Genomic DNA, 26,987 nt, shown 5'->3' with positions numbered 1-26,987 from the left:
CCGCATGAGAAGCCGAAGATCACCCTCCGCTCTCTCCGCTCTCTCCGCGCTCGTGGTGCTCGTCGTGGTGGGCGCTCCGGCCCCCTCGGCGAGCGCGGCCCCCACCGCACTGGCCGCGAACGACTTCCGCCTGTCCGAGGGCGAGTACAACCCCGTGATCGCCCAGCTCGACGACGAACTTCCCGTCGCGTCGGTACCCGCCGTGCTCGACAGCGCCAACCGCGCCGCGACCACCAGCGGCTGCGACCCGGCCGCGACCGGACAGCTCGCCGCGTTCTGCTGGCAGTCGGGCGACAACAGCACGCCCGACTGGTACCCGCAGGGCATCAGCACCACCGCCGACGCCTACGACAGCGGCACCTACGAGGGCCGCACCGCGGTGTTCGTCAGCTGGTACTACAACGGCTCCGGCACCGACAAGGGCGCCCGGATCTCCTTTGTGGACTACGAGAACCCGTCCGCGCCGGAGTACCGGCACGTGCTGCTGGTGGAGCCCTACACCAACTCGGCAGGGCAACCGGACTTCCGCCCGGTGACGATCCACGCGGGCGGCATCTTCACCTACGGCCACTACCTCTACTCGGCCGACACGTGGGGCGGCTTCCGCGCCTTCGACCTGCGGCACCTGTGGAAGGTGAGCACCGGCGACGAGGCGAAGATCGGCCGCCAGTCCGACGGTTCCTACCACGCCTTCAACTACGCCTACGCCCTGCCGCAGGCCCAGAAGTTCACCGCGTCCACCACCAACGACGTCGCGCGGCTGCGCTACTCGGCCGCCTCGCTGGATCGCACCACCAGTCCCGACAGCGTGGTCGTGCCGGAGTACAACGCCGACGGCACCGGCTCGCGAGTGGTCCGCTTCCCGATCGATGACACCGACCGCAAGTTCGCCGAGTCCGACGACGGCTACACCCACGCCACCGAGGCCTACCGCACCGACATCCCCAGCATGCAGGGCGCGACCGCGATCGACGGCGAGTTCCTGGTGTCGGCCAGCGCGGGCTCGGGCAGCAGGGGCTCGGTGCACACGTTCACGGCGGACTCGGGCCCCACCAAGCATTCGAGCGCCCAGCCGATCGGTCCCGAGGACCTGTCCTACCGCGGGCCGGACCAGCAACTGTGGGGGCTGACCGAGTACCCCGGCACCCGCTTCGTCTACGCGATGGACCCGGCCGCGTTCTGAGGCGGCTCAGTCGGCTCAGTCGTCGAGCGCGTTGATCTGGCGCAGCCGTCGCGGCCCCGAGTCCGGCCGCGACGGTGGCGGGCCCAGCACCACGCTCGCGTTGGTCACGAACGCGCCGTCGGGCGAGGCGAGGATCGGGTCGAGGCTCAGCTGGCGCACCTCGGGGTTGTCCTCGGCCAGCGCGGCCACCCGCAGCACCAGATCCTGCAACGCGGCCAGGTCGGCCGGTTCGTCGCCGCGATAACCGGTGAGCAGCGGGGCCGTCCTCGGCTCGCGCACCACCGTGGCCGCGTCGACGTCGGTCAGCGGCACGGCGCGAAACGCCTGGTCGCCGAGCAGCGTGCTCACCACGCCGGAGAGCCCGAACGACACGAGCGTGCCGAACGAGGGGTCGTCCTGCAGCCCGATCACGCACGACACCCCCTTCGGCGCCATGCGCTGCACGTACACCACATCGGAGTCGGAGACCTCGCCCAGGCTCTGGTAACCGACGCGCACCGAGTCCTCCGACGTCAGGTCCAGCCGCACGCCCGCGAAGTCGGGCCTGCCCCGCAACCGGTCGTCGAACGCCTTGAGCGTCACCGGATACCCCAGCTCCGCCGCGGCGGCCACGGCGTCGTCGGCGCTGGAGACGAGCCGGAACGGCACCACCTCGATGCCGTAGCACGCCAGCAGCCGCATCACCTCGTCGTCGGTGAGCACCTTGTTGTGGTCCTCCGCGAGCAGTTCGTGCACGAGACCCTGCGCCTGTTCGGGGTGCATGTCGGCGGGCCGCACGATCGTGCCCTGCGGGCGCTGCCGCCACGCGGCATAGCGCACGGCCCTGGCGAGGGCGTTCACCGCGCGCTCCGGGCTCGGGTAGCTCGGGATCGACCCGGCCGACGGCGCGCCGTCGACGCCGGGCACGGCCAGCTCGGCGGGAACACCCTCGGCGGCGAGGAACGTCGAGACGATCGGCTTCTCCTGGTCGCCGCGGCGCGCCGACACCGTCTCGCGCAGCGCTCGCGCGTAGGCCGTGCCCGGCACCGCCACCGGCGGCACGAACACGGCCACGAGCGCGTCCACGTCCGGCGAGTCCAGCGCCTCCCCCATGGCGGCGGCGAACTCTTCCGGCGACGCCTGCGGGCCGATGTCCACCGGTTCGATGCCGAGGCGCAGGCCCTGCGCCCGCGCGGTGTCGGCCGCGAGCAGGCCGATCGCGCTGGAGTTGCCGACGATCGCGATCCGCGAGCCCGAGGGCAGCGGCTGGTGCGCGAACAACAGCGCGGTGTCGAACAGCTGCGCCAGCGACTCCACCCGCACCACGCCCGCCTGCTCGAACAACGCCTGCACGCTCGACTCGTCGATCTCGGTGGACGTGGCGGCCAGCTGCGGGCGCACCGCGTGCCGGCCCGACTTCACGGCCACGATCGGCTTGCTGCGGGCGAGCCTGCGCGCTAGCCGCGCGAACTTGCGCGGGTTGCCGAACGACTCCAGGTAGAGCAGCACCAGATCGGTCGTCGGGTCGGTCTCCCAATACTGCAGCAGGTCGTTGCCGGAGACGTCGGCGCGGTTGCCAGCCGACACGAACGTCGACAGGCCGAGCCCGCGCGCCTCGGCGTCGGCGAGGATCGCGGTGCCCAGCGCGCCGGACTGGCAGAAGAAGCCGGTGCGGCCACGCTTGGGCAGCCGCGGCGCGAGCGTCGCGTTGAGGCGGACGCCCGGATCGGTGTTGAGCACGCCCAGCGCGTTCGGCCCCACCACGCGCATGCCGTGCGCCCTGGCCTCGCCCACCAGCCGCAGCTCGGCGTGCTGACCGTGCGGGCCCGACTCGCCGAAGCCCGACGACACGATCAGCAGCGTCTTCACGCCCTTGGCGAGCGCGCCGTCGAGCACGGACTCCACCTGGTCGGCAGGCACCGCCACCAGTGCCAGGTCCACGGGATCGGGGATCTCCAGCACCGATTTGTACGCCCGCACCCCGCGCACGGACGCGTGCTCGGGGTTGACCGGGTACACCGTGCCCGCGAAGTCGGCGGTGAGCAGGTTGGTGAGCACCGCGTAGCCGATCTTGGTCGGATCTGTCGACGCACCGATCACCGCGACCGAACGCGGGTGCAGCAGGTTGTGGACGCTGCGCGCCTCGGCCGCCTGCTCCCGCGCCCTGGCCACCGCCAGCGACTCCTCCGTGGGATCGATGTCGAACTCCAGGTGCACCACGCCCTCCTCGAACGCGCGGCTCACGTGGTAGCCGGCGTCGCGGAACACGCGGACCATCGCCGAGTTCTCCGCCAGCACCTCGGCCACGAACCGGCGCAGCCCGCGCTCTGACGCCGCCGCGGCCAGGTGTTCGAGCAGAATCGAGCCGAGGCCACGGCCCTGGTGCGCGTCGTCCACCACGAACGCGACCTCGGCCGAGTCGTCGTCCAGTCCCTCGTACCTGCCGACCGCCACGATGTCGTCGCCGAGCAGCGCGACGAACGCGACCCTGCTGTGGTGATCGACCGTGGAGAACCGTTCGAGATCACGCGCGGGGATGCGCGGGTAGGCACCGAAGTAGCGCAGGTAGCGGGTGCGGTCGGACAACCTGCCGTGCAACGCCACGAGCCCGTCCGCGTCCGCGGGCACGACGGGTCGCAAGTGGACGGTCCCGCCGTCGGAGAGCACGACGTCGGCCTCCCACTGCCGGGGGAAGTCGAACGGGTCGAAGCTCTGCTCGCCGGTGTCGCTCGTCATCCTCGATCAGTCCCTCGGATCGTCGGGATCCAGGCCGTGCAAGGGGAAGACCGCCCTGCGGGTGTCGCGGACCGCGACGTCGACGGCGTCGTCGAGGCCATCGCCCCACGGCGAGTACCCGGTGTCGCCGCCGTCGGTCATGCGCAGCGGCAGCTCGGCGCGCGGAGCCGCCTCGCGCACGAGGTCCGACCACTCGGGTGGCAGCGGCGTGTCCGGGTCGACGTCGCGATCGAGGACCGTCGCGATCAGGTGCGTCCACGAGCGTGGCACCACGCGGATCAGCTGGTAACCGCCGCCTCCGACGGCGAGCCACCGGCCGTCGGCGTGGGTGTCGGCGAGCTCGCGCAGGGTGCGGTAGATCGTGCGGTGCCCGTCGACGGAGAGCGAGAGGTCGGCCAGCGGGTCCTCCTCGTGGGAGTCCACACCGCACTGGCTCACCAGGATCTGCGGGCGGAACTCGGCGAGCAGCGACGGCACCACGGCGTGGAACGCGCGCAACCACCCCGCGTCCTTCGTGCGCGGCGGCAACGGGACGTTCACCGCAGTGCCCTCGGCGCCCTCGACGCCGACCTCGCTGGAGTAGCCCGTCCCCGGGAACAACGTGAACGGGTGCTGGTGCAACGAGATCGTGAGCACGCGCGGGTCACCGTAGAAAGCGGCCTGCACGCCGTCGCCGTGATGCACGTCGGTGTCGACGTAGGCGATCCGGTCGAAGCCGTTGTCCAGCAACCACGAGATGGCCACCGACAGGTCGTTGTAGACACAGAAGCCCGCCGCGCGATCCCGCATCGCGTGGTGCAACCCGCCCGCGATGTTCACGGCCCGTCGCGCCTTTCCCTCGGCGAGGGCTCGGGCGCCGAGCAGCGTGGAGCCCACCACCAGTGAGGCCGACTCGTGCATGTCGGTGAAGATCGGGTTGTCGTCGGTGCCGAGGCCATGCCCGACGTCCCAGCCGGTCATGGGCGCCTGCCGCACCGCCTCGAGGTACTCCGCGGCGTGGGCGCGGTACAACTCGGCCTCGGTGGCGGGCTCGGGCACCAGCAGCGGCACGTCCTCGAGCACGCCGAGCGCGGTCGCGAGCTTGATCGTGAGGTGCAGGCGGACCGGGTTGAACGGATGCTCGCCACCCAGGTCGTAGCCGAGCAGCGCGGGGTCCCAGACGACGGCGGAGGGCGACATGGGACGAGCGTAGCCGCGCGCGGAGCCTCCTAGGGGGTGACGACGTGATCCGGTGCGCGGCCACCGGCGAGTGGCGCCGCCGCGACCGGCGGGACCTGGCGACCCGAGGTCACCCGCCCGGGCACACCCGGTCGCCGACCGCGGTGATAAGTGCCGCCGGACAACCGTGCCGCGTCGTTCCCGTCCGCCCACGTGCGAACCCCGCGCAGGACCGGACGCCCGAGATACACCACCCACCCGCAGTGATCAGGTGTCACCGGGCAACCGTGCCGCGTCGCTCTCGTCCACCGACGTGCGAACCCCACACAGGACCGGACGCCCGACATGCACCACCCACCCGCAGTGATCAGGTGTCACCGGGCAACCATGCAGGTCATTCCCGTCCACCGACGTGCGAACCCCACACAGGACCGGACGCCCGACATGCACCACCCACCCGCGGCGGCCGGTCCCGGGTCCGGATCCTCCACCGGCGCGGCGCCCGCGGGTGTCCCGGCAGCAGCGCTGCCGTCAGCCGGGTTCGCCGCCGGTGGCCGCGGGCCGTCCCGCATCGGCAGACCAGTTCGACCACGAGCCCGCGTAGAGCGCGGCGGGCTCGACCCTGCCCGCGACCTCCAGGGCCAGCACCACCGAACTGGCCGTGATGCCGGAGCCGCAGTAGGCACCCACCGGCACGTCCCCGGCGACGCCGAGCGCGGCGAAGTGCCGCGCGAGCTCCTCCGGCGAGCGCCAGCGCCCGTCGGGGGCGACGTGCGAGGAGAACGGCGCGTTGCGGGCTCCGGGGATGTGCCCTCCGCGCGGGTCAACCGGCTCCGTCTCGCCGGTGTAGCGCTGCGGGGCCCTGGCGTCGAGGAGCACACCGTTCCTGGCCAGCGCCGCCGCGGCGTCGGCGTCCAGCACCGGCAGCCCACCGGGGCGCACCTCGACGTCGCCCTCCGCGCCCTCCGCGAGCTCGGGCACCTCGGTGGTGACCGGCCTGCCCTCGGCCTCCCAGGCCGCGAACCCGCCGTCGAGCACGGCGACCTCGGCGTGGCCCGCCCAGCGCAGCAGCCACCAGGCCCGCGCGGCGACCGACGAGTCACCGTCGTCGTAGGCCACTACCGGGTGACTCTCGCGCACGCCGGCGGCGCGCAGAACGCGCTGCAGCGCGGCAGGGTCCGGCAGCGGGTGCCGTCCGCCGGGTCCGGGTGGCGAGGACAGCTCCGAATCCACGTCGACGAACACGGCGCCCGGCAGGTGTCCGGCACGATAGGAGTCGGACGCCGGCGGACCGGTCAGCCGCCACCGCACGTCGAGAACGGTGGGCCGATCCCGAGGATCTGCCTCGAGCAGTGCGGCGAGTTCGGCGGTCGCGATGACGGGACGCATACGCTCGATCCTCCTCCGGGCCGCGTCGTTCACGCAGCGTGGGCGGCCTTCGGTCCAGCTGGCAGTCGTTATCCGATCGCCTGCCGTAACCGTCAGGCCCAACGACTACCATGAGCATGGCGAACAAAGGGGACAGGCGTGAACGATCTCATCGACACCACCGAGATGTACTTGCGCACCATCTACGAGCTCGAGGAAGAGGGTGTCGTGCCGCTGCGCGCGCGGATCGCGGAGCGGTTGCAGCAGAGCGGCCCCACTGTGAGCCAGACGGTGGCACGAATGGAACGCGACGGGCTGGTGGTGGTCGCCGACGACCGGCATCTCCAGCTGACCGACCACGGCAGGGAGCTGGCCATCGCCGTGATGCGCAAGCACCGCCTCGCCGAGCGGCTGCTCGTGGACGTGATCGGCCTGGAGTGGGAGCACGTGCACACCGAGGCGTGCCGCTGGGAACACGTCATGAGCGAGGCCGTCGAGCGCAAGCTCGTGACGCTGCTCGACCACCCGACGACGTCGCCGTACGGCAACCCCATCCCCGGCCTCGACAAGCTGGGCCAGGGTGGTGAGCCCGCACCGCCTGCCGAGTCGGACCTGGTGCGGCTCGACGACGTGGCCCGCTCGGGCGGCGGCAAGGTGGAGATCCGGCGCATCGCCGAGCACGTGCAGCTCGACGAGACGCTGATGACCGAGCTGAAGGCCGTCGGCATCATGCCGGGCAAGACCGTGCGGGTCGGCAGGATCAACGGCGGGGGTTCGACGGTCGAGGTGTCCGACGACACCCGCTCGGCCCAGGTGCCCACCTCCGTTCTGCACGCCGTGCTGGCGCAGGCCCGGTGACCTCTGCCGACGCCGCGGCAGGCGCCTTCCGCACCGTGCACGGCTCCGAGCCGCGTGGGGTGTGGTCGGCCCCGGGCCGCGTGAACCTGATCGGAGAGCACACCGACTACAACGACGGCTTCGTGCTGCCGTTCGCGCTGCCCCACCGCCTCGCCGCCGCGGCGTCCCCTCGCGACGACAAGGTGCTGACGCTGGCGACGCTGGGCTCGGACGGCCGCATCCAGGAGGCCGAGGCCTCGCGGATCCCGGACCTGCGGCCCGGCGAGCCCGACGGCTGGGCCGCCTACCCGGCCGGTGTGGCGTGGGTGCTGCGCGAACACGGCATCGACGGCGGAGCCGACATCGTGATCGCGGGCGACGTGCCCACGGGCGCGGGCCTGTCGTCCTCGGCCGCGATCGAGTGCGCGGCAGCGCTCGCGTTGCTCGGCCTCGCCGGCCACGACGAGCCGGATCAGGCCCGCCGGGCCGAGATCGCCAAGTGGGCGCAGCGCGCCGAGAACGAGTTCGTCGGCGTGCCCACGGGCGTGCTCGACCAGACCGCGTCGATGTGCTGCGTCGAGGGCCACGTGCTGTTCCTCGACGTGCGCTCCGGCGAGATCGAGCAGGTGCCGTTCGACGCCGAGGGCGCCGGGTTGCGCGTGCTCGTCATCGACACCCGCGTCAAGCACGCCCACGGCGAGTCCGGCTACGGCGAGCGCAGGCGCGGCACCGAACGCGCCACGGAGCTGCTCGGCGTCGCTGCGCTGCGGGACGTCGACGGTGCGGGGCTGCAGGCCGCGCTCGACACGCTGCCCGAGGACCTGGCTCCGCTGGTGCGCCACATCGTCACCGAGAACGACCGCGTTCTCGAGGCCACGCGGCTCCTGCGAGCGGGCAGGATGGCCGAGATCGGCCCCGTGCTCGACGCCTCGCACGTCAGCATGCGCGACGACTACCGCATCTCGTGCCCGGAGCTCGACCTCGCCGTCGACGTAGCGCGCGAGGCCGGGGCGCTGGGCGCCCGGATGACCGGTGGTGGCTTCGGCGGCTCGGCCATCGCCCTGGTGCGCGAGAGCGACCAGCAGGCCGTCGAGGACGCCGTCAACGCGGCGTTCGAGCAGGCGGACTACCGCAAGCCGCGCCTGTTCACCGCGGTTCCCTCCGCGGGAGCGGGCCAGGAACGACCCTGATCCACACCGGGCCGCCGGCTGGGGCACACTGTGCTCCTTGCCGGCGCCCAACGGCCGCACGAGGTGCGTGCCACCATCGTGGGAGCCGCCCGGAACCGGGTTCGTGAGCGCCGGCATGGCGACGCGTCGGGCACGCACCCGCCGGGCACAGCGGCATCTCAGCGGCTGCCCAGTCCGGCTCGGACCGCGTATTCGTGTCGTTGCCGATAACCCCCGATCTTGTCGTTCCAACGAGGAAGGCCCGGAGTAGATGTCCACCGACACGGCCCCATCCGGAAAGCCCATGAAGCTGGTCGTCACGGGCGGAGCCGGCTACATCGGCAGCGTCTGCGCGACGCGGCTGCTCGAAGCAGGCCACAGCGTCACCGTCGTCGACGACCTGTCCACCGGCCACGAGGACGCCATCCCCGAAGGTGCCGAGTTCGTGCACGGCGACGCGGCCGAGGTCGCCGAAACGTTGCTGGGACAGGGTTTCGACGGAGTGCTGCACTTCGCCGCCAAGTCCCTCGTCGGCGAGTCGATGCAGGACCCGGGCATCTACTGGCGTGGCAACGTGCTCACCTCCCTCCGGTTGCTCGACGCGATGCGCACCCACGGCACCCCGCGACTCGTGTTCTCCTCCACCGCCGCGACCTACGGCGAGCCCGACACCGGCCTGATCCCGGAGACCGCGCCCACCAGGCCCACCAACACCTACGGCGCGACCAAGCTCGCCATCGACCACGCCATCACCAGCTACGCCCGAGCCCACGGTCTGGCAGCGGTGAGCCTGCGGTACTTCAACGTCGCCGGCGCGTACGGCCGCTTCGGCGAGCGGCACGCCACCGAGACGCACCTGATCCCGATCGTGCTGCAGGTCGCCACCGGCGACCGCGCCCAGGTGCAGATCTACGGCGACGACTACCCCACCGACGACGGCACGGCGGTGCGCGACTACATCCACGTCGCCGACCTCGCCGACGCACACCTGCTGGCGGTCGAGCACGCCATCGCGGGCGAGCACGAGATCTACAACCTGGGCAACGGCACCGGGTTCTCCGTGCGGCAGGTGATCGAGGCCTGCCGCGAGGTGACCGGGCACCCGATCCCCGCCGCGGTCGCCCCGCGCCGCGCCGGTGACCCCGCCGTGCTGGTCGCCTCGAGCGAGCGGGCCAGGACCGCGATGGGCTGGAAGCCCCAGCGGGCCGACCTCGCGGGCATGGTCGCCGACGCGTGGCGGTTCACCCAGGACCGCAAGCAGGCGAACCCCGCGTAGGCGGCGGGGCTCCGTCGTCGTCGGGGCCCCACAACGGGGCGGCATCGCAGGTGCCGCCGAGCTTGGCGAGCCGGTCCGGCGGCATCGAGTGCCCCAGCGCCTGCGACAGCAGCCCGGCCAGGACGTGGCCGGGATGAGCGTCCAGCGCCTTCGTGATCGCCATTCCCGCGAGCGGACCGTCTCCCCGGACATAGGCTGAGTACGCGAGCAGGCTCGCCGCCTCCGCACGTTCGGGCTCCGGGGTGGCGCGCACGAGAACGAGCCACAGCCGCTCGGCAGTCGTCGCCCTCGCTCCGCCCGGAGGTAGCGCCAGCGCCAGGCACGCGTCCCTGACCTCGGTGACGGTCAGCGCGAGCGCCAGCTCGGCGATCTCCTGGTCGGAGAACCCGAGCTCGCCTCGGGCCGCCCTGACCAACGCCGTCCGCACGACGGCGAACGCCTTGCCCGCCGAGGTTCCTCGCGAGCCCGGTGTCGTGGCGAACGCGTCCACAGCGGCATCGAGCAGTGCGGCGCGGCGAGCGAGCACCACGTCGTCGTCGGGAGCGAGCTGCTCCTCCATCGCCTCCCTGCTGGCATAGGTGACGAGGCCAGCGTGCGCGCTGACGGCGGCGAGCACCGACGAGGCGGGGTCGGGCAGCCGCCCGCCGCAGTCCGGTTCGTCGTAGCACCGCCATCTCTGTCCGGTGTGGATCTTCGGTACCCAGAGTGCGTGCACCAAGGGGATTCCGAGCTCCCCGAGCATGCTGGTGACGAGGTCGACGAACTCCGCGTACGGCGGCCCGGCCTCCTGTCGAGCTCCCGTCCCGCCGACCACGACGACCGTCACCCCGGCCGGTTCCCCCGCGAGCAGCGGAGTACGCAGCCGGTGCGCGAGTTCGAGCTCGGCTCCCGGCGGCGGCAGGTCGGCGCGCAGGACACAGCCCACGCGGTTGGCTGAGGCGCCGTTGTGCACCACCGCGACGAGTGAGTCGACGGGCAGGAATCCGACGAGGTGCGGTAGGGCCGCGAGCAGCTGTCCGGGTGTACGCAGGTCGACCGAGGTCACGCCGGTCGTGGATGAGGTGGTCATGGGTCCACGGTGGCGTGGGGAGGGTGGGTGTGGCGGGGGTGGGCGGAATCTGTGGACGGGTGGGGGTGGGTTGAACAAGGTGGACGTGGTGACCGGGTGGGGGCGAGTCGGTGTCGGTGGGCGGGGCTAGGATCTGCGGCCCCGCCCACCGGGCACCGCTCAGAACGCCTTGCGCAGCGCGCCCTTCCCACCGACGACCGGCAGCGTGACCGATGTCTTTCTGACGTCGATCGCGAGTCCGGCACCCGGCTCCGGCCTCAGGGTGAAGTCGTGGTCACTCGACAGCAGCGCGAACTCCAGCCGGTGCCCCTTCGCGAGCACGTAGTCCTTCGGCTGCAGCTCGAACGTCACGTCGTAGCTTTTGCCCGGCTTGATCGGCCGCGTGCGGTGCGGGCTCGTGCGGTTCTGCGGGTCCGTCCACCCGCGAGTGATCACCGTCGAGGTGCCGTCGGGTGCGCGGTCCACGAGCACTCCGGTGACGTTCGCGGCGGGCCGGTCGAACGAGACCTCGAGGTCCACCTCCGCGGTTCCGCTCAACCGCACCGGTTTCCGCGCTGGCTCAGAGGAGTACGCGAGCCGGTTGGCCGACGAGTCGGCGTCGACCAGCTGCTCGACGGTCTTGGTCGCGTCGTCGGTCAGGCGCTCCACGACGGGCTTTCCCCGCAGCGGGCCGCCCACGTCGAGCCCGCCCCGATCGGGACCGCCCGGCCGCAGGTACGCCGTCGCGTCGCGGGTTCCCGGCGCGGGCCAGTCGGCCTCGTCGGCCCACGAGAGGTCCTCGCGCTGCACCGTCGACCTCGGCTCGCTCTCGATGCCGTTGTCGACGTCGTAGAGGTAGTGCGAGAACCACCGGTTGAGCGTGCGCAGCCACTCCTGCTGCCGCAGCGTGTACGGGTCGGAGTGCCCGGACTGGTGCCACCAGATCTTGCGCTCCACGCCGGCCTCGCCCAGCGCCGCGTACCACTTCGCGGCTTGGCTGGTCGTGACGTTCCAGTCGTTGAGGCCGTGCACCACGAGCACCGAGGCGCGCACGCGATGGGCGTCGTCGAGATAGTCGCGCTCGTCCCAGAACGCGTTGCGGTCGCCGGTGACGCGGTCCTGCTCCCTCGCGAGCTCGTCGATCACGGGACGGCAGACCTCGCGGTCCTCCCGGGTGTAGACGTACTCGGCGAGCACGTCGGCGTCCTCGCCCTGGTACCCGCCGGGCGCGACGACCGCGCCGTCCTCGCGGTAGTAGTCGTACCAGTCGGAGATCGCCGCGATGGGCACGATCGTCTCGAGCCCTTCGACACCGGTGCTGGCGACCGCGTTGGGCAGGGTGCCGTTGTAGGACACGCCCATCATCGCGGTCTTGCCGGTGGACCACTCCGCGGCGACCGGCGTGCCCTCGGCATCACGTGCGGGCGCCCTTCCGTTGAGCCAGTCGACGACGGACCTCGCGCCGATCGTCTCGTTCTCGCCGCCCGTGGTCGGGCATCCCGTGGAGGCTCCGCTGCCGAGCGATTCCCCGTACACCACGGCGAATCCCCGCGCGAGCAGGTACTCCTCGTAGCGCCATTCGATCTGCGGTTTCGGCTTGCCGTGCCCGTCGGGGACGTGCAGCTCCACGTCCACGTTGTGGTTGGCGACATCGTTGCCGCCCGCATAGTAGGGGCTCGCCTGGTAGACGACCGGCACCCGCAGGCCGTCCTCGGTGGCCTTCGGCCGAACGATCTCGACGTGCACCTCGTCGTCGACGCCGTCCCGGTCACTGTCCACGGGTGCCCGCACCCACAGGTTCTCGCGCACCACGTCCTCGGGGTCGAACACCGGTTGCGCCTGCCCGTCCTCGAACACGGGGTTCTGGGGCGGATCCGCGTGTGCCGTGGCCGGAACCAGCGGTAGCGCGAGGGTGGCGGCGAGCAGGACGGCAAGGCGTGCAGATCTCACAGGGCCCCCAGTCTGACGACGATCGGAGAGTGGTTTGACCTTTCCGGCGGGCCACACACGTGTCAAGGAAACCGGGACAGATCCAGACGAAAGGCTGCGCGGAATGCGGCCGTACCGGCGACCGGCATGCCGTAGCGTCGAGGGATGCCCACCACGCTCGAGGCCCCGATCGTCGCGGTCACGGTGCATCCCCGGCACGCCAGGGTCACGCGCTGGGGCATCACCAGGCTCACCGGCGACCACCGGTTCGTGGTCAGTGGACTGCCGAGCGAGCTCCCGGCCGAGTCGGTTCGCGCGGGCGGGTCGGGGCCCGCTGCGATCGCCGGGGTCGACGTGGCGAAGGAGATCCGCGCGCAGGAGAGCGGGCCCGCACTCAAGGCGCTGCTCGACCAGCGGGACGCGGTGCGCGCGCGGCTCGACGAGCTCGTCGAGCACACCGATCTCGGCGAACTGCGGCGGAGGCTGGAGCTGGACCAGAGCGCGACCGCCGAGATCACGCTCGACTTCCGGGTCGACGTGGCCAAGGGCATCGAACTGAGCGGCTGGCGCGACTGACCGGTTGAGCCGGAGACGCCTGCAGCGGCCAGGCTAGGCTGTCCGGCGCCATGACGAAGCTGCGCCAACGGGTGGCCGATGCCGCCGAGACCGCCCTCTCCCGCCAAAAGTACGTGGCTCCCGTCGAGCTGTTGTCGGCTCTGGGCTGGCTGCCGTCACCGCGCGTCGACGAGTGGCGCTCTGGGCGCGTCCCGCACCTCGAACAGGCCGTGCCGGTGGACGCGGACAAGCTCGTGGACGCCGTGCGCCACCTGCACGCCTGGGCGGCCGAGCGCGGGCTGCTGCCGAGCGAGACGGCCTACGTCGCGCGCACCCGCGACGCGCGCGAACTGCGGTTCACCGCCGGCGGCGACGAGCGCGTCGAGGCGCTGTTCCGCACCCACTGGATGTCGCCGGAGCTGACGCCGAAACGCCTCGAATCGCTGCGGGCGAGGCAGAACAAGGCGCCCGATCTCACGGTGAGTCCCGCCGACCAGGCGTGGACGTGCGCGGACTGCGGCACGCGCGCCGACGCGGGCGAGTTCCAGCTCGTCGAGGACGCGGGCCCGCTGTGCCTGGAGTGCGCGGACTTCGACCACCTCGTGTTCCTGCCCTCGGGCGATGCCGCGCTGTCCCGGCGGGCGAAGAAGGAGAGCACGCTGTGCGTGCTCGTCGTCCGGTTCAACCGCAGGCGCAAGCGCTACGAGAGACGGGGCATTCTCGTGGAGCCGGCCGCGCTGGAACGCGCCGAGGAACAGTGCTTCGCCGACGAGGACCTCCGGGCCCGGCGCCGCGTGAGGGACGCCGAACGGCGGGCCGGACAGGACGTCGAGTTCCAGAGCCGGTTCGCCGCCGAGATCGTGCGCCGGTTCCCAGGCTGTCCCACTCCGAGGGCGCGGGCCATCGCCGAGCACGCCGCGACGAGGGGCAGCGGCCGCGTGGGCAGGTCGGCCGAGGGCAGGGCACTCGGCGAGGACGCGGTCCGGGCCGCCGTGGTCGCGTCGGTGCGGCACCTGGACACCGACTACGACGAGCTACTGATGTCGGGGGTGCCCCGCGCGCTGGCGCGCGAGCGGATCCGCGCCGACATCGACCGCGTGCTCCTCGGCTGGGAGTCAGCCGCCTGAGATGTAGGCCTCCAGCTGCTCCTGGTTCTGTTCCAGTTCGTCCATCCGGGTCTTGACGACGTCACCAATGCTGATGATGCCGCCGAGTTTGCCGTCCACGAGCACCGGGATGTGCCGGATCCTGCGCTCGGTCATCACGGCGCTGAGCTCGTCGACCGAGTCCTGTGGCGTGCACGTGGCCACCAGCGTGGTCATGATGTCGGCGACCGACCGCTCGAGCAGGTCGGGGCCGTGGTCGTGCAGGCGGCGCACGACGTCGCGTTCGGACACGATGCCCGACACCACCTCCTGGGCGTCCACCACCACGAGCGCGCCGACGTTGTGCTGGGCGAGGCGGGCGAGCAGCTCTCTGACGGTCGTCTCCGGAGCAACGGTGGCCACCGTCGACCCCTTGCTCCGCAGCAGATCGGCAATGCGCATGAACGTCTCCTCCCGCGGTGAACAGTGAGCTGCCTCACAACAGGCTACGGGCTGGGTGCGCGGCGGGAAAGCGCGCGAACGGGGTGCCCGCCCTCAGGCGACGTCTGCGGCAGGCACGGTCCACGTGTCGCAGGCGGCTGTGCCGTTGCCCTCGAACCCGATCTCGGCCCAGCGGATCTGGTTCGCGAGCGTGCCGTGGGTGTCGCTGTCGATGCTGTTGGCGAAGTCGGCGACGGCGGCTCTGGCCTCGTCCTCGCTGATGTCGCCCCGACCCGAGGCGGCGGCGAGGAACAGGCCCGCGAGGCAGTTGGCCTGCAGCTCGATCCGGCGGGTGATCTCCAGATCGAGCTCCGAGCCCGGTCCCGACAGGCCGCTGCGCAGGCCCGCGGACATCAGCGTGCCGCTGAGCTGCTGCACGTGGTGGCCGTACTCGTGGGCGAGCACCCCGAGGTGGGCGGGCTCGTAGAGGCCGAGGTAGTCCATGATCCGGGCCTTCGGCATGTGGATGACGCTGTCGGCGCCGCAGTAGAACGCCGTCGCCTCGTCGGCGCCGGGAACCTCACCACAGGAACTGGCGGCGTCCGAGGCGATCTCGATGCCCGCCTCGGCGAACGTCGCGCCGGTGCTGGTCAGTACCGGTTCCCACGCCGTGTCGAGGCAGGTCAGCGCCGCGGAGTAGAACGCCGTCAGTTGCTCGTCCGAACCGCCCAGCCCGGGCAGCTCGCACGCGACACCGGCCAGCACGACGCCCTCGCCCAGCAGGCCGCCCGTGGCCTCCGGCTCGGCGGAATCGGTGGGCTCGGCCGGCCGCGGCGGTTCCGGCGAGGCGGCCCGCGCCAGCGCGTCCGGCGCCGGCTGCGCGATGCCGCGGACGGGCGTGAGGGCGCGTCCCGTGAGCGCGACCACTCCGACGACACCCAGCACGAGCACCAGGACGCCGAGGATCGCGAACGGGTTGTTCTTCTCGGGCCGGACATCGAGGTTTCTGTCCACAATGCACGTCAGCTTATCCGTGGCGTCACCCGTCCGGGATCACGAAACGAGAACGCCCCGCCGCTGGCAGACTGGGGTCATGACCGACGCGACCATCCCCGTTGACGACGATCCGTACCTCTGGCTCGAGGACGTCACCGGCGAGACCGCGCTCGACTGGGTGCGTTCCCGCAACGCCGAGGCGGTCGAGCGGCTCGCGGGCGGCGAGCCCTTCGAACGAGCCCGCGACGAGCTGCGCGAGGTCCTCGACGCCGACGACCGGATCCCCTACGTCCGCCGTCGCGGCGAGTACCTCTACAACTTCTGGCGCGATGGCGCACACCCCCGCGGGCTGTGGCGGCGCACGACGCTGGAGCAGTACCGCACCGCCGAGCCGGACTGGCAGGTGCTGATCAACGTGGACTCGCTCGCCGAGGCCGAGGGCGAGAACTGGGTCTGGCAGGGCGCGGCCGTGCTACGTCCCGGGCTGAGGCGCTGCCTGGTCGAGCTGTCGCGCGGCGGTGCCGACGCCACCGTGGTGCGCGAGTTCGACCTGGAGCGGCTCGAGTTCGTCGACGATGGCTTCACCCTGCCCGAGGCGAAGAGCTCGGTCGCCTGGATCGACGAGGACCACATCTACGTCGGCACCGACCTCGGCGAGGGCTCGCTCACCAACTCCGGCTACCCGAGGGTGGTCAGGCAGTGGCGGCGCGGCACCCCGCTGGCCGAGTCGGCCGTGGTGTTCGAGGGCAAGCCCGAGGACGTGTCGGTGCGCGGCTACCACGACTCCACCGAGGGCTGGGAACGCGACTTCGTCCGCCGCAACGTCGACTTCTACCGCTCGGAGCTGTACCTGCGCTCCGGCGACGACCTGGTGCGCATCGACGTGCCGGAGGACGCGGGCGCGTCGGTGCACCGGGAGTGGCTGCTGGTGCGCACCCGCACGCCGTGGGGCGAGTACCCGGCAGGCGCGCTGCTCGCCGCGAAGCTCGACGACTTCCTCGCGGGCGCGCGCACCATGACCGTGCTGTTCGAGCCCGACGCCCACACCTCGCTCGACTACTACGCCTGGACGCGCCACCACCTGGTCCTGGGCACGCTCAACGACGTCAAGACCCGGCTGCGCGTGCTGACGCCTGCCAAGGACGGCTGGCGTGACGATCCGCTCGCGGGCGTGCCCGAGGTCGGCACCGTGGACCTCGTCGGCGTCGACGCACACGACAGCGACGAGTTCATGCTCGACGTCGCCGGGTTCACCGAGCCCTCCACGCTCGTGCGCGGCACGATCGGCGGGCCGCTCGAGACCCTGCGCCGGGCACCGGCGCGCTTCGACAGCGCGGGACTGTCCGCGGAGCAGTTCTTCGCGACGTCGGCCGACGGCACGCGCATCCCGTACTTCGTCGTGGGCGCGCGCGAGAACCAGCCGGGGCCGACCCTGCTCTCCGGCTACGGCGGGTTCGAGGTGTCGCAGACCCCGTACTACAGCGGCGTGATCGGCAGGGGCTGGCTCGCGAAGGGCGGCACCTACGTGCTCGCCAACATCCGCGGCGGCGGCGAGTACGGGCCCGACTGGCACAACCAGGCGATCAAGGCCCACCGTCATCGCGTGTACGAGGACTTCGCCGCCGTGGCGGCGGATCTGGTGGAGCGCGGCATCACCACACCGGCCCAGCTGGGCATCCAGGGTGGCAGCAACGGCGGGCTGCTGATGGGCGTGATGCTCACCCGCTACCCGGAGCGCTTCGGTGCGATCGTCAGCCAGGTGCCGCTACTGGACATGCGCCGCTACCACCTGCTGCTCGCGGGTGCCTCGTGGATGGCCGAGTACGGCGACCCCGACGACCCGGCCGAGTGGGACTACATCTCGCGGTACTCGCCGTACCAGAACGTCCACAGTGGACGTGATTACCCACCGGTGCTGTTCGTGACCTCGACGCGCGACGACCGGGTGCACCCCGCACACGCGCGCAAGATGGTGGCACGGATGCGGGAGTACGGCTACGACGTGCAGTACCACGAGAACATCGAGGGCGGGCACGGCGCCGCGGCCGACAACGCCCAGCTCGCGTTCAAGTGGGCACTGGTGTTCCAGTTCCTGTGGCAGCGGCTGGCGGGCGCTCAGAGTCGCTGAGCGAGGAACTCGGAGAACGTCACCGTGCCGTCGGTGTGTGCGGGCGCGAGGTGCACACCGTCGCGGAACGCGCGGAAGGAACCGCCAACCGGTGGCACGGTCAGTATCCGGCGGCGACGCCCCGCCGCCGACAGGTACGCCCGGGCCAGGTCTGTGAACTCGTGGACCTCGGGCCCGCCGAAGTCGGGGACACGGCCGGCCGGCTCGTCCTCGGCCAGCGCGGCGAGCCGCGCCCCGACCTCGCCGGCGTCGACGGGCTGCAGGCGCAGAGCCTTGGGTGCCACGAGCACGGGCGGCCGGGCCAGTGCGGACACGATGCGCAGCACGAGGTCGTGGAACTGCGTCGCGCGCAACACCGTCCATCCGAGACCGGAGCCGGAGACCACCTGCTCGGCGGTGTGCTTGGCGCGATAGTAGCCGAGCGGGTGCCGGTCGACGCCGACGATCGAGATGTAGATCAGGTGCGGGCACTCGGCGGCTTTCGCCGCGGACACCACGGATTCGGCGAGCCGAACCTCACCGCGCACCAGACCGGTGGCGCAGTGCACCACCGCGGAGGCACCCTCAATCGCGGCCGTGAGGCCGTCGCCGCGCCGGTAGTCCACCGTGGCCCACTCGTAGGGCACCGATCCGGGCGGCGCCTCCCGCCTGCTCGCGACGCGCACGGGCCTGCCGTGGTCCAGCAGGTGCCGGACGACGTGCTTGCCCAGCCTGCCGGTACCACCGGTGACGAGAATCGGAGCGGATGTCATGGGTGAGGCTTACGCCGCCCCGCACAACCGCGCAAGACGCCACCCGGCACGACAGGACCACACAAAATACAGCGGGGAGCGGGCGTGGCGCCCGCTCCCCGCTGTTTGTCCGTCAGCTGATCAGCTGCAGCCCGAGGTGGCTCCGCAGCCCTCGCACGCGTAGCACGACCCTGCCGGGCGCATCTTCGTGCCGCAGGTCATGCACAGCGGGGCGTCGGCCGCCTTGCCGAGGTGCAACTCCATCAGTTCCGTCGTGGTGTGCGCGTCCTGGAACTTCGCGGATGACTCCTCGTCGCCCTTCTCCAGCGCACGCTGGCTGGACGCGTCGACACTGGACCGAAGCTCCTCGAGGACCGCGCTCTCCTGAGCGTCGCCACTCGTGCCGTAGTCGGCCTCGACCTGCGCGGACCGCTCGTCGGCGGTGAAGATGCCGAGCTGCACGCGCTTGTCGTAGGGCAGGTAGTCCAGCGCCAGCCTGCGGAACAGGTAGTCGAGCACGCTCGTCGCCATCCGCACGTCCGGGTCGTCGGTCATGCCGGCAGGCTCGAACCGCAGGTTGGAGAACTTCGAGACGTAGAACTCCAGCGGAATGCCGTACTGCAGACCCACCGAGATCGACATCGAGAAGGCGTCCATCACACCCGCGAGCGTGGAACCCTGCTTGCCGAGCTTGACGAAGATCTCGCCGAGACCGTCGTCCGGGTACGAGCCCGCGGTCAGATAGCCCTCGGCGCCGGCAACGGTGAACGACACCGTCTGGCTCGGGCGCTTCTTCGGCAGGCGCTTGCGCACCGGCCGGTACTCGACGACCTTCTCCTGCTCGGCCTCGACCTTCTCCTTCTTGCCGCTGGACAGCGGCTGGCCGACCTTGCAGTTGTCGCGGTAGATGGCCAGCGCCTTGAGGCCGAGCTTCCAGCCCTGGAAGTAGATCTCCTCGACCTCTTCGACGGTCGCCGTCTCCGGCATGTTGACCGTCTTGGAGATCGCGCCGGACAGGAACGGCTGCACGGCCGCCATCATCCGCACGTGGCCGATCGGCGCGATGGAGCGCTCACCGACGGCGCAGTCGAACACCTCGTAGTGCTCGGGCCGCAGGCCCGGAGCGTCCACGACGTGACCGTGCTGCGAGATGTAGTCGACGATCGCCTCGATCTGCTCGTTCTGGTAACCGAGCGAGTGCAGCGCGCGCGACACGGCGTTGTTGACGATCTGCATCGAGCCGCCGCCGACGAGCTTCTTGAACTTCACCAGCGCGAAGTCCGGCTCGATACCGGTGGTGTCGCAGTCCATCATGAAGCCGATGGTGCCGGTCGGCGCCAGCACGCTGGCCTGCGCGTTGCGCCAGCCAGCCGTCGAGCCGACGTCGATGCCGCGCTTCCACTCACGGGTGGCCACGTCGCGCACGTTGACGTCGTTGGTGTGGTGCGTACGGATCGAGTCGTTGGCCGCGGCGTGCTTGCGCATGACACGCTGGTGCGCCTCGGCGTTGCGGGCGTAGCCCTCGTACGGGCCGACGACACCGGCCATCTCGGCCGAACGCCGGTACGACACGGCCGTCATCAGCGACGTGATGGAGGCCGCGAGCGCGCGACCGCCGTCGGAGTCGTAGGCGTGGCCGGTGGCCATCAGCAGCGCGCCGAGGTTGGCGTAACCGATGCCCAGCTGACGGAACTTCCGCGTGGTGTCGGCGATCGGCTCGGTCGGGAAGTCGGCGAAGCAGATCGAGATGTCCATCGCGGTGATGACCACCTCGACGGCCTTGGCGAACAGCTCCGCGTTGAACGTGCCGTCGTCCGACAGGAACTTCAGCAGGTTCAGCGACGCGAGGTTGCAGCTGGAGTTGTCCAGGTGCATGTACTCCGAGCACGGGTTCGACGCGGTGATCCGGCCCGACTCGGGGCAGGTGTGCCAGTCGTTGATCGTGTCGTCGTACTGGATGCCGGGGTCGGCGCACTCCCACGCGGCCTTGGCCATCTTGCGGAAGAGGTTCTTTGCGTCGACGCGCTCGATGACCTCACCGGTGAGGCGGGCGCGCAGACCGAAGTCCGAGTTGTCGTCGACGGCCTTCATGAACTCGTCGGACACGCGGACCGAGTTGTTGGCGTTCTGGTACTGCACCGACGCGATGTCGCTGCCGCCGAGGTCCATGTCGAACCCGCCGTCGCGGAGCACGCGGATCTTGTGCTCTTCCTTCGCCTTGGTCTCGATGAACTCCTCGACGTCCGGGTGGTCGACGTCCAGCACGACCATCTTCGCCGCGCGCCGGGTCGCACCGCCCGACTTGATGGTGCCCGCGGACGCGTCGGCGCCGCGCATGAACGAGACGGGGCCCGAGGCGGTGCCGCCCGAGGAGAGCAGCTCCTTCGAGGAACGGATGCGCGAGAGGTTCAGACCCGCACCGGAACCGCCCTTGAAGATGCGGCCCTCTTCCTTGTACCAGTCGAGGATCGACTCCATCGTGTCGTCGACGGAGAGGATGAAGCACGCGGAGACCTGCTGCTTCGACGAGGTCCCGACGTTGAACCAGACCGGGGAGTTGAAGCTGAACACCTGGTGCAGCAGCATCCAGGTGAGCTCGTGCTCGAAGATCTCGGCGTCGGTGGACGTGGAGAAGTAGCCGTGCTCGAGGCCCGCGGCGACGTACTTCTTCACGACTCGGTCGATGAGCTGCTTGAGGCTGCTCTCGCGCTGCGGGCTGCCCACGGCGCCCCGGAAGTACTTGCTGGTGACGATGTTGGTGGCGTTGACCGACCAGAACTCGGGGAACTCGACGCCCCGCTGTTCGAAGTTGATGCTGCCGTCACGCCAGTTGGTCATGACGACGTCGCGGCTCTCCCACCGCACCTCGTCATAGGGGTGCACGCCCTCGGTGGTGTACACGCGCTGGACGTCGAGTCCCTTGCGCGAGGCACCACTCTGGCGCTTCTTCCCCGACCTGCCGGGGGTCTCGGCGCCGACCCCCACGGTTTCTGTCATGAGTCCCACTCCCGCGTTCGCACTCGCGGCGACGTCACGCGTCGTCCGCACCATTCCCGCTGCCGGCCAGATCGGCCGTATCCGCAATCGCCTGCCGAAGATCCGAGATCTCCTTCTCGAAGTCCTCGATCGAGGAGAACGAGCGGTAAACACTCGCGAACCGCAGATAAGCCACAGTGTCCAGCTCGCGAAGCGGGCCAAGAATGGCCAGCCCCACCTCGTGGCTCGGAATCTCCGCGACGCCTGCCGCCCTGATCGACTCCTCGACGCGCTGCGCGAGCTGCTGCAGCGCGTCGTCGTCGACGGGACGGCCCTGGCATGCGCGGCGCACTCCCAGAACCACCTTGTCGCGGCTGAACTGTTCGGTGACCCCGGAACGCTTGACGACGGCGAGGACCATCGTCTCCGAGGTGGTGAACCGGCGGCCGCACTCGGAGCACGACCGGCGACGGCGGATCGCCTGACCTTCATCGACCTCGCGGGAGTCGACGACACGCGAATCGGCGTGCCTGCAGAACGGGCACCGCATCGTCGATCACCTCCTCATCGCACCGGTTCCAACCGGAGTCCGGACCCCCTGGACAGCGTCGCCCTGGTGATCATCTTGTGGACATCCGGTGGGTGAACACCGACAAGCTGTGGATAACTCTGTCGATTCTACCCCAACTTGTGGACCAACTACAGCCATGTAACTACTACATGTAGGGGTTGACTGTAAGAGTCGCAGGCTCTCGGCGCAAGCGGACACGAGCCCCCCGAGGGGGTGACGGCGAACATACGTGCCGCACGGGTAGAAGAGATTCTCGCGCGCCCGATCAGGCTTCGGCGGGGACCACGAGCGGGACGCCGGCGTCGACAGCGGCGCCCGTGAGCCCGTTCAGCTCCTGGATACGCTCGACCACGGCGGCGGGGTCGCTACCCGGAGCGGTGCGCTGGGCGACGTCCCAGAGGGTGTCACCCGGCGAGACCGACACGACCGCGGTGCCGACGGGAACCGTCGCCTCGCCGCCGCCCGCGACGCCGCCCGCGAGCGTTCCGAGCCCGACGACACCGAGGCACACCGCGGCGCCGAGCGCCAGCAGTAGCGTCCAGCGCGGCGCGACCGTCCTCGGCGCGCACGAGGCGACACCCGAAGGCCGCCTGCCTGCGACGACGCGTGCTCGCGTCGGCGGCCGACGCGTCTCCCCCGTTCGCGGCCTGCGCACGACCCTGCCCGGTCGCTGGACCCGACCGATCTCGTGAACTTCGCGCTCCACGACAACCGACATCGAAACCTCCTCGAACATGCGTTCTATCGAACGCCCGTGCGAAGGTCTACCACCCGGGTCCGACAAAATCGAGAGCGCGGCGGCGTGTCGATCGAACAAATGTTTGAAATCGCCGGTGAGGCGGGCTAGCGTCGGGAAAGGACAGCGGGCGTGCCCACGGGCGCAGGCGCGCAGCACGACAGCAACCCGGGGTACGGCGACGACCGGCCCTCGACTGGGAGGCAACGCGGTGGCACGCAAGACCAAGGACGACGGCGGCAAGGTGCACGCCCTTCCGGAGATCGAGGACCCGGACGACAGCCTGACTCCGCGCCAGCAGAAGGTCCTCGAGGTGATCCGGGAGTGGGTCAGCCGGTACGGCTACCCGCCCAGCGTCAGGGAGATCGGCGAGGCCGTGGGCCTCACGTCCACGTCGTCGGTGTCGCACCAGCTGCGCGCGTTGCAGCGCAAGGGCTACCTGCGCCGCGACGCCAACCGGCCGCGTGCGGTCGGCGTGCTCTCCGCCCAGGCCGACCGTTCCGCCGCGATCGCCGAGCAGCTGCCCAAGCCCGCGTTCGTGCCGCTCGTGGGCCGCATCGCCGCCGGTGGCCCCGTGCTGGCCGAGGAAGCGATCGAGGACGTCTTCCCGCTGCCGAAGGACATCGTCGGAGAGGGCGACGTGTTCCTGCTGAGCGTCACGGGCGACTCGATGGTCGACGCCGCGATCACCGACGGCGACTGGGTCGTCGTGCGGCAGCAGCCGAACGCGGAGAACGGCGACATCGTGGCCGCGATGATCGAGGGCGAGGCCACCGTCAAGACGTTCAAGCGCAAGGACGGGCACGTCTGGCTGATGCCGCACAACGAGGCGTACGAGCCGATTCCCGGCGACGACGCCAGCATCCTCGGCAAAGTCGTCGCCGTACTGCGCAGGCTCTGAGCGCCGGACCGGCTAGCGGCGGCGGAGTTTGCCGACACCGAAGACGAGCACCGCGGCCACGCCAACGGCGATCGCGATTCCCGGCAGCACCGGGACACCTGAGCTGTCCTCGTCCGACGCCGGAGCGGGGTCACCGGCCGACGGTGACGCCGCCTGCTCCTCGGACTCGGTGTTCTGGCCCGCCGTCGCGGCGAGGTCCGCGGCACCGCGCACGATCCGCACCGGGCTGCCCACGCCCTCACTGACCGACACCAACGAGCCGTCAGGGTCGAACGCGATCGCCTCGCCCTGTTGCTCGTCCGGCAGCGGGACGCGCACCGGCGACCGCCGCAACGCCGCGAGGACGTCGCCGTCCGGCGCGGGGTACAGGTAGGCGTCGGTGTAGGTCCGCACCGCGAACACTGTGGAGTCGGCGTTCGACGCCGCGCCCGTCACGAGCATCGACCCCACCGGGCCGACGGGCCCGCCCGGCGTGTCGGTGGTGGTGATCGCGAGCGAGCCGACGTTCTCCAACGGTGTGGGTCCTGGGCTGGTCAACGGCCCGGCCGGCCGGTAGACCACCGAGTTGCCCAGCACGTTCTTGGTGATGATGTACGGCGTTCCCGAGCGGTCCAGCAGCAGCGCTTCCGCGTCGTGCGCGCCGTCCGGGTAGGTCAGCCGGTACAGCGTCGACGAGCCGTCCGGCGACACCGCGTGCAGCGCCACGGTGTCGCGCCGCTTGCGGTTGTCGCCGGTGTCGCCGAGCCAGAGCGTGCCGTCCTGGGCCAGCGCCATGTCCTCGACGTCGTAGGGATCGGTGGGGTTCTCGATCACACCGCGCACCGAACAGTCCTTGCCCAGCACGAAGATCTCGATGCTGGTGCCACCGTCGTTGACGGCGTACCAGTTGTCCCCGTCCGCGGCCAGGCCGGACACCTCGTCGAGCCGCTCGTCGGCGAGCGAGCAGACCTGCTCGGGTGCGGACGCCTGTGCCGAGGCGGGGAGGACGCCGCACGCGAGCAGGCCGACGAGAACGGATGCGCCGACCGCCCAGCGAGGACCATGCACGCTCACACCGTCAGATCGCGGAACCGTCGGCGACGTAACTCCGCAACGCCGCGGCCAGGTCGGGGTGGACCCGGGCCTGCAGCCGCGTGCCCTCCGGCGTGTGCTCCTCGGAGAGCACCTCGCCGTCGGCGTGCGCTCGTGCGACGAGCTCGCCACGCGCGTACGGGACGAGGACGTCCACGGCCACCTCCGGACGGGGCAGCCGTCGGGAGACCTCGTCGACCAGTGCGGTGACGCCCTGACCGCTGCGCGCCGACACCACCATGGCGTCCGGCAGCAGGTGCCGGAGCCTGGCCAGCGTCAGCTCGTCCGCCGCGTCCGCCTTGTTGATCACGATCAGCTCGGGCGGCAGCGCGTCGGAGCGCCGGTGCGCGATCTCGTTGAGCACCTCGTGCACGGCCTCGACCTGCTCCTCCGGAGCGGGCGCCGAGCCGTCCACGACGTGCACGAGCAGGTCCCCGTCGGCCGCCTCGTCGAGGGTGGACCGGAACGCGTCGACCAGCTGGTGCGGCAGGTGCCGTACGAACCCGACGGTGTCGGTCAGCGTGTACGACCTGCCGTCCGGTGTCTCTGAGCGGCGGGTGGTCGGGTCGAGTGTCGCGAACAGCGCGTCCTCCACGAGCACGCCCGCGCCCGTGATGGCGTTGAGCAGGCTGGACTTGCCCGCGTTGGTGTAGCCGACGATCGCGACGCTCGGCACCTCGTTGGCCACCCGCCTGCCGCGCTTGGTGGCGCGGATGGTGTCCATCGACGCGATCTCGCGACGCAGCTTGGCCACCCGCTTGCTGATGCGCCGCCGGTCGGTCTCCAGCTTCGTCTCACCGGGACCACGCAGACCCACACCACCGTTCGCGCCTCCGGCACGGCCACCGGCCTGCCGGGACAGCGACTCACCCCAGCCCCGCAGCCGCGGGATGAGGTACTGCAGCTGGGCCAGCTCGACCTGCGCCTTGCCTTCCCGTGAGCGGGCGTGCTGGGCGAAGATGTCGAGGATCAGCGCGGTGCGGTCGATGACCTTCACCTTGAGCTTGGCTTCGAGCTGCCGTAGCTGGCCCGGCGAGAGCTCGCCGTCGCAGATGACGGTGTCGGCCCCGGTCGCGACAACGACGTCGGCCAGCTCGCGCACCTTGCCCGAACCGATGTAGGTGGCCGGGTCCGGCCGGCCCCTGCGCTGCACGAGGCCCTCGAGGATCTCGGAGCCCGCGGTCTCGGCCAGCCTGGCGAGCTCCTCGAGCGAGGCTTCGGACTGCTCGGCGGTGCCCTCGGTCCACACTCCGACGAGCACGACGCGTTCGAGCCGCAGCTGGCGGTACTCGACCTCGGTGATGTCGGTGAGTTCGGTGGAAAGTCCCGCGACCCTGCGCAGCGAGGCGCGGTCCTCGAGTTCCAGTTCCCCCTGGGAAAGCTCGGCGTCGACCTCGTCGACGTACTGGCCGAACTCGTCGAAGAGTTCCTCCGGCCGCGACTCCGCCGAGTCGAACTGTGCTTCCGCCCGCGAGTACTCGCGGGGATTCGGCTTGCTCACATGCCTCCAGTTGTGCTGCCGGGCCGACTCACCGATCGACCCTCTCTGCCCACCATGCTGCCACGATTCGACCGATTCGCCGAACCGATTAGCGACTGGGGTACATCCCGATGTACACCGCCACGCGCTCGGCGTCGGGGTCGGCGGGCCGGTTCCTGAAGTCCTCGAGCAGCTCCTCCAGCCGGTTCGTGAACTCCTGGCGCTGCTCCTCGGGGACCTGAGCGACGAACCGCCACTGCGACAGCTCCGCCTGCTCCACCTCGGCGATCTCGGCGAGGTAGGCCTCGAGGATCGCTTCGCGGATCCTGGTGTCGTCACCCGCGGAGTCGAGCCGCCACGACAGGCCGGTGGAGAGGTACGGGATCTCCGTCGCGCCACGGTTTCCCTTGCGGCGCGGCTGTGGTTCGAGAAAGCCCGTGTCCACCAGCTTGCGTACGTGGTGCAGCGTGGTGGCCGGATCGCGACCGAGCCGCTCGGCCAGTTCCTTGTTGGTCAGCGCCTCGGAGTAGGTCAACCGGATGATGCGCAGGCGTATTCCCGAGGCCAGCGCGTTCGCCTCGGCCTCGGTCGCTCTGCGTCGCCGCGGGTCCACTCGGTCAGCCTACGAGGCGC

22 protein-coding genes are annotated in these 26,987 nt (G+C 70.9%); 8 read left to right on the top strand and 14 right to left on the bottom strand.

Annotated elements, in window-relative coordinates; genetic code table 11:
• Positions 1 to 4 precede the first annotated feature (4 nt).
• Positions 5 to 1,183 (top strand): hypothetical protein, encoded by a 1,179-nt coding sequence (locus JHE00_RS28835; RefSeq protein ID WP_200324201.1) that lies wholly within the window; start codon positions 5 to 7, stop codon positions 1,181 to 1,183.
• A gap of 15 nt (positions 1,184 to 1,198) precedes the next feature.
• Here the strand turns inward: JHE00_RS28835 and JHE00_RS28830 are convergent, their stop codons facing one another.
• The 3 genes from JHE00_RS28830 to JHE00_RS28820 all read right to left on the bottom strand — a co-directional run bounded on the left by JHE00_RS28830 (position 1,199) and on the right by JHE00_RS28820 (position 6,445).
• Complete coding sequence (locus JHE00_RS28830; RefSeq protein ID WP_200324199.1) at positions 1,199 to 3,898, bottom strand: bifunctional acetate--CoA ligase family protein/GNAT family N-acetyltransferase; 2,700 nt, start codon at positions 3,896 to 3,898, stop codon at positions 1,199 to 1,201.
• A 6-nt stretch (positions 3,899 to 3,904) separates the two neighbouring features.
• Complete coding sequence (locus JHE00_RS28825) at positions 3,905 to 5,077, bottom strand: acetoin utilization protein AcuC (protein ID WP_200324198.1); 1,173 nt, start codon at positions 5,075 to 5,077, stop codon at positions 3,905 to 3,907.
• Between the two features lie 510 nt (positions 5,078 to 5,587).
• Entirely contained in the window at positions 5,588 to 6,445 is an 858-nt protein-coding gene (locus tag JHE00_RS28820) for a sulfurtransferase (RefSeq protein WP_200324196.1), read from the bottom strand.
• A gap of 138 nt (positions 6,446 to 6,583) precedes the next feature.
• Here JHE00_RS28820 and JHE00_RS28815 point away from each other — a divergent pair, with 138 nt between their 5' ends.
• The 3 genes from JHE00_RS28815 to galE all read left to right on the top strand — a co-directional run bounded on the left by JHE00_RS28815 (position 6,584) and on the right by galE (position 9,706).
• On the top strand, positions 6,584 to 7,282 hold the full coding sequence (locus JHE00_RS28815; RefSeq protein WP_200324194.1) for an iron-dependent transcriptional repressor DtxR: 699 nt from the start codon (positions 6,584 to 6,586) through the stop codon (positions 7,280 to 7,282).
• Positions 7,279 to 8,451, top strand: a complete 1,173-nt coding sequence (gene galK, locus JHE00_RS28810; RefSeq protein WP_200324192.1) for a galactokinase — start codon at positions 7,279 to 7,281, stop codon at positions 8,449 to 8,451. The genes JHE00_RS28815 and galK overlap by 4 nt, the downstream gene beginning before the upstream one ends.
• Positions 8,452 to 8,701: 250 nt before the next feature.
• Complete coding sequence (gene galE, locus JHE00_RS28805; protein WP_200324190.1) at positions 8,702 to 9,706, top strand: UDP-glucose 4-epimerase GalE; 1,005 nt, start codon at positions 8,702 to 8,704, stop codon at positions 9,704 to 9,706.
• Here galE and JHE00_RS28800 read toward each other — a convergent pair.
• Entirely contained in the window at positions 9,672 to 10,775 is a 1,104-nt protein-coding gene (locus JHE00_RS28800; protein WP_200324188.1) for a DUF4192 domain-containing protein, read from the bottom strand. The two genes, galE and JHE00_RS28800, sit on opposite strands and share 35 nt — an antisense overlap.
• A 159-nt stretch (positions 10,776 to 10,934) precedes the next feature.
• Positions 10,935 to 12,704, bottom strand: a complete 1,770-nt coding sequence (locus JHE00_RS28795; RefSeq protein WP_307832163.1) for a Xaa-Pro dipeptidyl-peptidase — start codon at positions 12,702 to 12,704, stop codon at positions 10,935 to 10,937.
• A 144-nt stretch (positions 12,705 to 12,848) separates the two neighbouring features.
• Between JHE00_RS28795 and JHE00_RS28790 the strand changes: the two genes are divergently transcribed.
• Together JHE00_RS28790 and JHE00_RS28785 are read left to right on the top strand one after the other, a co-directional pair.
• On the top strand, positions 12,849 to 13,259 hold the full coding sequence (locus JHE00_RS28790; RefSeq protein ID WP_200324184.1) for a DUF4140 domain-containing protein: 411 nt from the start codon (positions 12,849 to 12,851) through the stop codon (positions 13,257 to 13,259).
• A gap of 50 nt (positions 13,260 to 13,309) precedes the next feature.
• Positions 13,310 to 14,365 carry a DUF2293 domain-containing protein gene (locus tag JHE00_RS28785; protein ID WP_200324182.1) on the top strand — a complete coding sequence of 352 codons (1,056 nt, stop codon included), beginning with the start codon at positions 13,310 to 13,312 and terminating at the stop codon, positions 14,363 to 14,365.
• Here JHE00_RS28785 and JHE00_RS28780 read toward each other — a convergent pair.
• Positions 14,354 to 14,785 carry a CBS domain-containing protein gene (locus JHE00_RS28780; protein ID WP_200324180.1) on the bottom strand — a complete coding sequence of 144 codons (432 nt, stop codon included), beginning with the start codon at positions 14,783 to 14,785 and terminating at the stop codon, positions 14,354 to 14,356. The two genes, JHE00_RS28785 and JHE00_RS28780, sit on opposite strands and share 12 nt — an antisense overlap.
• 93 nt (positions 14,786 to 14,878) lie before the next feature.
• Positions 14,879 to 15,778: a neutral zinc metallopeptidase gene (locus JHE00_RS35330; protein ID WP_200324178.1), complete on the bottom strand. Its 900-nt coding sequence runs from the start codon at positions 15,776 to 15,778 to the stop codon at positions 14,879 to 14,881.
• 79 nt (positions 15,779 to 15,857) lie between these two features.
• Here JHE00_RS35330 and JHE00_RS28770 point away from each other — a divergent pair, with 79 nt between their 5' ends.
• Entirely contained in the window at positions 15,858 to 17,888 is a 2,031-nt protein-coding gene (locus JHE00_RS28770; RefSeq protein ID WP_200324176.1) for a prolyl oligopeptidase family serine peptidase, read from the top strand.
• On the opposite strand, the gene JHE00_RS28765 is transcribed toward JHE00_RS28770, so the two are convergent.
• The 4 genes from JHE00_RS28765 to JHE00_RS28750 all read right to left on the bottom strand — a co-directional run bounded on the left by JHE00_RS28765 (position 17,876) and on the right by JHE00_RS28750 (position 22,884).
• Positions 17,876 to 18,640 (bottom strand): SDR family oxidoreductase, encoded by a 765-nt coding sequence (locus tag JHE00_RS28765; RefSeq protein WP_200324174.1) that lies wholly within the window; start codon positions 18,638 to 18,640, stop codon positions 17,876 to 17,878. The genes JHE00_RS28770 and JHE00_RS28765 overlap by 13 nt on opposite strands.
• Before the next feature lie 120 nt (positions 18,641 to 18,760).
• Positions 18,761 to 21,616 carry a vitamin B12-dependent ribonucleotide reductase gene (locus tag JHE00_RS28760; RefSeq protein ID WP_200324172.1) on the bottom strand — a complete coding sequence of 952 codons (2,856 nt, stop codon included), beginning with the start codon at positions 21,614 to 21,616 and terminating at the stop codon, positions 18,761 to 18,763.
• 34 nt (positions 21,617 to 21,650) lie between these two features.
• The gene (gene nrdR / locus JHE00_RS28755) at positions 21,651 to 22,145 is read right to left on the bottom strand and encodes a transcriptional regulator NrdR (RefSeq protein WP_200324170.1); all 495 of its coding nucleotides are present in this window, start codon (positions 22,143 to 22,145) and stop codon (positions 21,651 to 21,653) included.
• A gap of 286 nt (positions 22,146 to 22,431) precedes the next feature.
• The gene (locus JHE00_RS28750; RefSeq protein WP_200324168.1) at positions 22,432 to 22,884 is read right to left on the bottom strand and encodes a LysM peptidoglycan-binding domain-containing protein; all 453 of its coding nucleotides are present in this window, start codon (positions 22,882 to 22,884) and stop codon (positions 22,432 to 22,434) included.
• Between the two features lie 229 nt (positions 22,885 to 23,113).
• On the opposite strand from JHE00_RS28750, the gene lexA reads away from it, so the two are divergent.
• Positions 23,114 to 23,803, top strand: coding sequence for a transcriptional repressor LexA (lexA, locus tag JHE00_RS28745; RefSeq protein ID WP_200324167.1), 690 nt, complete (start codon positions 23,114 to 23,116; stop codon positions 23,801 to 23,803).
• Positions 23,804 to 23,815: 12 nt separating this feature from the next.
• Here lexA and JHE00_RS28740 read toward each other — a convergent pair whose 3' ends face one another.
• From JHE00_RS28740 to JHE00_RS28730, 3 genes are all read right to left on the bottom strand, one after another.
• Positions 23,816 to 24,850: a hypothetical protein gene (locus JHE00_RS28740; RefSeq protein WP_307832162.1), complete on the bottom strand. Its 1,035-nt coding sequence runs from the start codon at positions 24,848 to 24,850 to the stop codon at positions 23,816 to 23,818.
• 10 nt (positions 24,851 to 24,860) lie between these two features.
• Entirely contained in the window at positions 24,861 to 26,240 is a 1,380-nt protein-coding gene (gene hflX / locus JHE00_RS28735; RefSeq protein WP_230425179.1) for a GTPase HflX, read from the bottom strand.
• 223 nt (positions 26,241 to 26,463) lie between these two features.
• Positions 26,464 to 26,967: an ArsR/SmtB family transcription factor gene (locus tag JHE00_RS28730; RefSeq protein WP_200324163.1), complete on the bottom strand. Its 504-nt coding sequence runs from the start codon at positions 26,965 to 26,967 to the stop codon at positions 26,464 to 26,466.
• Between the last annotated feature and the right edge of the window lie 20 nt (positions 26,968 to 26,987).

It is taken from the genome of Prauserella cavernicola, from assembly GCF_016595675.1.
Taxonomy (GTDB): Bacteria; Actinomycetota; Actinomycetes; order Mycobacteriales; family Pseudonocardiaceae; genus Prauserella_A; species Prauserella_A cavernicola.
Note: the sequence above shows the minus strand (reverse complement) of the source record. Positions and strands in the feature narration are given on the sequence as shown.

Bases quoted from the DNA above. Each gene is read 5' to 3' on its own strand.
- galE (WP_200324190.1), top strand. From the start codon at position 8,702: ATGTCCACCGACACGGCCCCATCCGGAAAGCCCATGAAGCTGGTCGTC.
- JHE00_RS28750 (WP_200324168.1), bottom strand. From the start codon at position 22,884: ATGTCGGTTGTCGTGGAGCGCGAAGTTCACGAGATCGGTCGGGTCCAG.
- JHE00_RS28785 (WP_200324182.1), top strand. From the start codon at position 13,310: ATGACGAAGCTGCGCCAACGGGTGGCCGATGCCGCCGAGACCGCCCTC.
- JHE00_RS28800 (WP_200324188.1), bottom strand. From the start codon at position 10,775: ATGACCACCTCATCCACGACCGGCGTGACCTCGGTCGACCTGCGTACA.
- JHE00_RS28770 (WP_200324176.1), top strand. From the start codon at position 15,858: ATGACCGACGCGACCATCCCCGTTGACGACGATCCGTACCTCTGGCTC.
- JHE00_RS28830 (WP_200324199.1), bottom strand. From the start codon at position 3,898: ATGACGAGCGACACCGGCGAGCAGAGCTTCGACCCGTTCGACTTCCCC.
- JHE00_RS28835 (WP_200324201.1), top strand. From the start codon at position 5: ATGAGAAGCCGAAGATCACCCTCCGCTCTCTCCGCTCTCTCCGCGCTC.
- JHE00_RS28790 (WP_200324184.1), top strand. From the start codon at position 12,849: ATGCCCACCACGCTCGAGGCCCCGATCGTCGCGGTCACGGTGCATCCC.
- JHE00_RS28760 (WP_200324172.1), bottom strand. From the start codon at position 21,616: ATGACAGAAACCGTGGGGGTCGGCGCCGAGACCCCCGGCAGGTCGGGG.
- JHE00_RS28765 (WP_200324174.1), bottom strand. From the start codon at position 18,640: ATGACATCCGCTCCGATTCTCGTCACCGGTGGTACCGGCAGGCTGGGC.
- JHE00_RS28820 (WP_200324196.1), bottom strand. From the start codon at position 6,445: ATGCGTCCCGTCATCGCGACCGCCGAACTCGCCGCACTGCTCGAGGCA.
- nrdR (WP_200324170.1), bottom strand. From the start codon at position 22,145: ATGCGGTGCCCGTTCTGCAGGCACGCCGATTCGCGTGTCGTCGACTCC.
- JHE00_RS28780 (WP_200324180.1), bottom strand. From the start codon at position 14,785: ATGCGCATTGCCGATCTGCTGCGGAGCAAGGGGTCGACGGTGGCCACC.
- JHE00_RS28825 (WP_200324198.1), bottom strand. From the start codon at position 5,077: ATGTCGCCCTCCGCCGTCGTCTGGGACCCCGCGCTGCTCGGCTACGAC.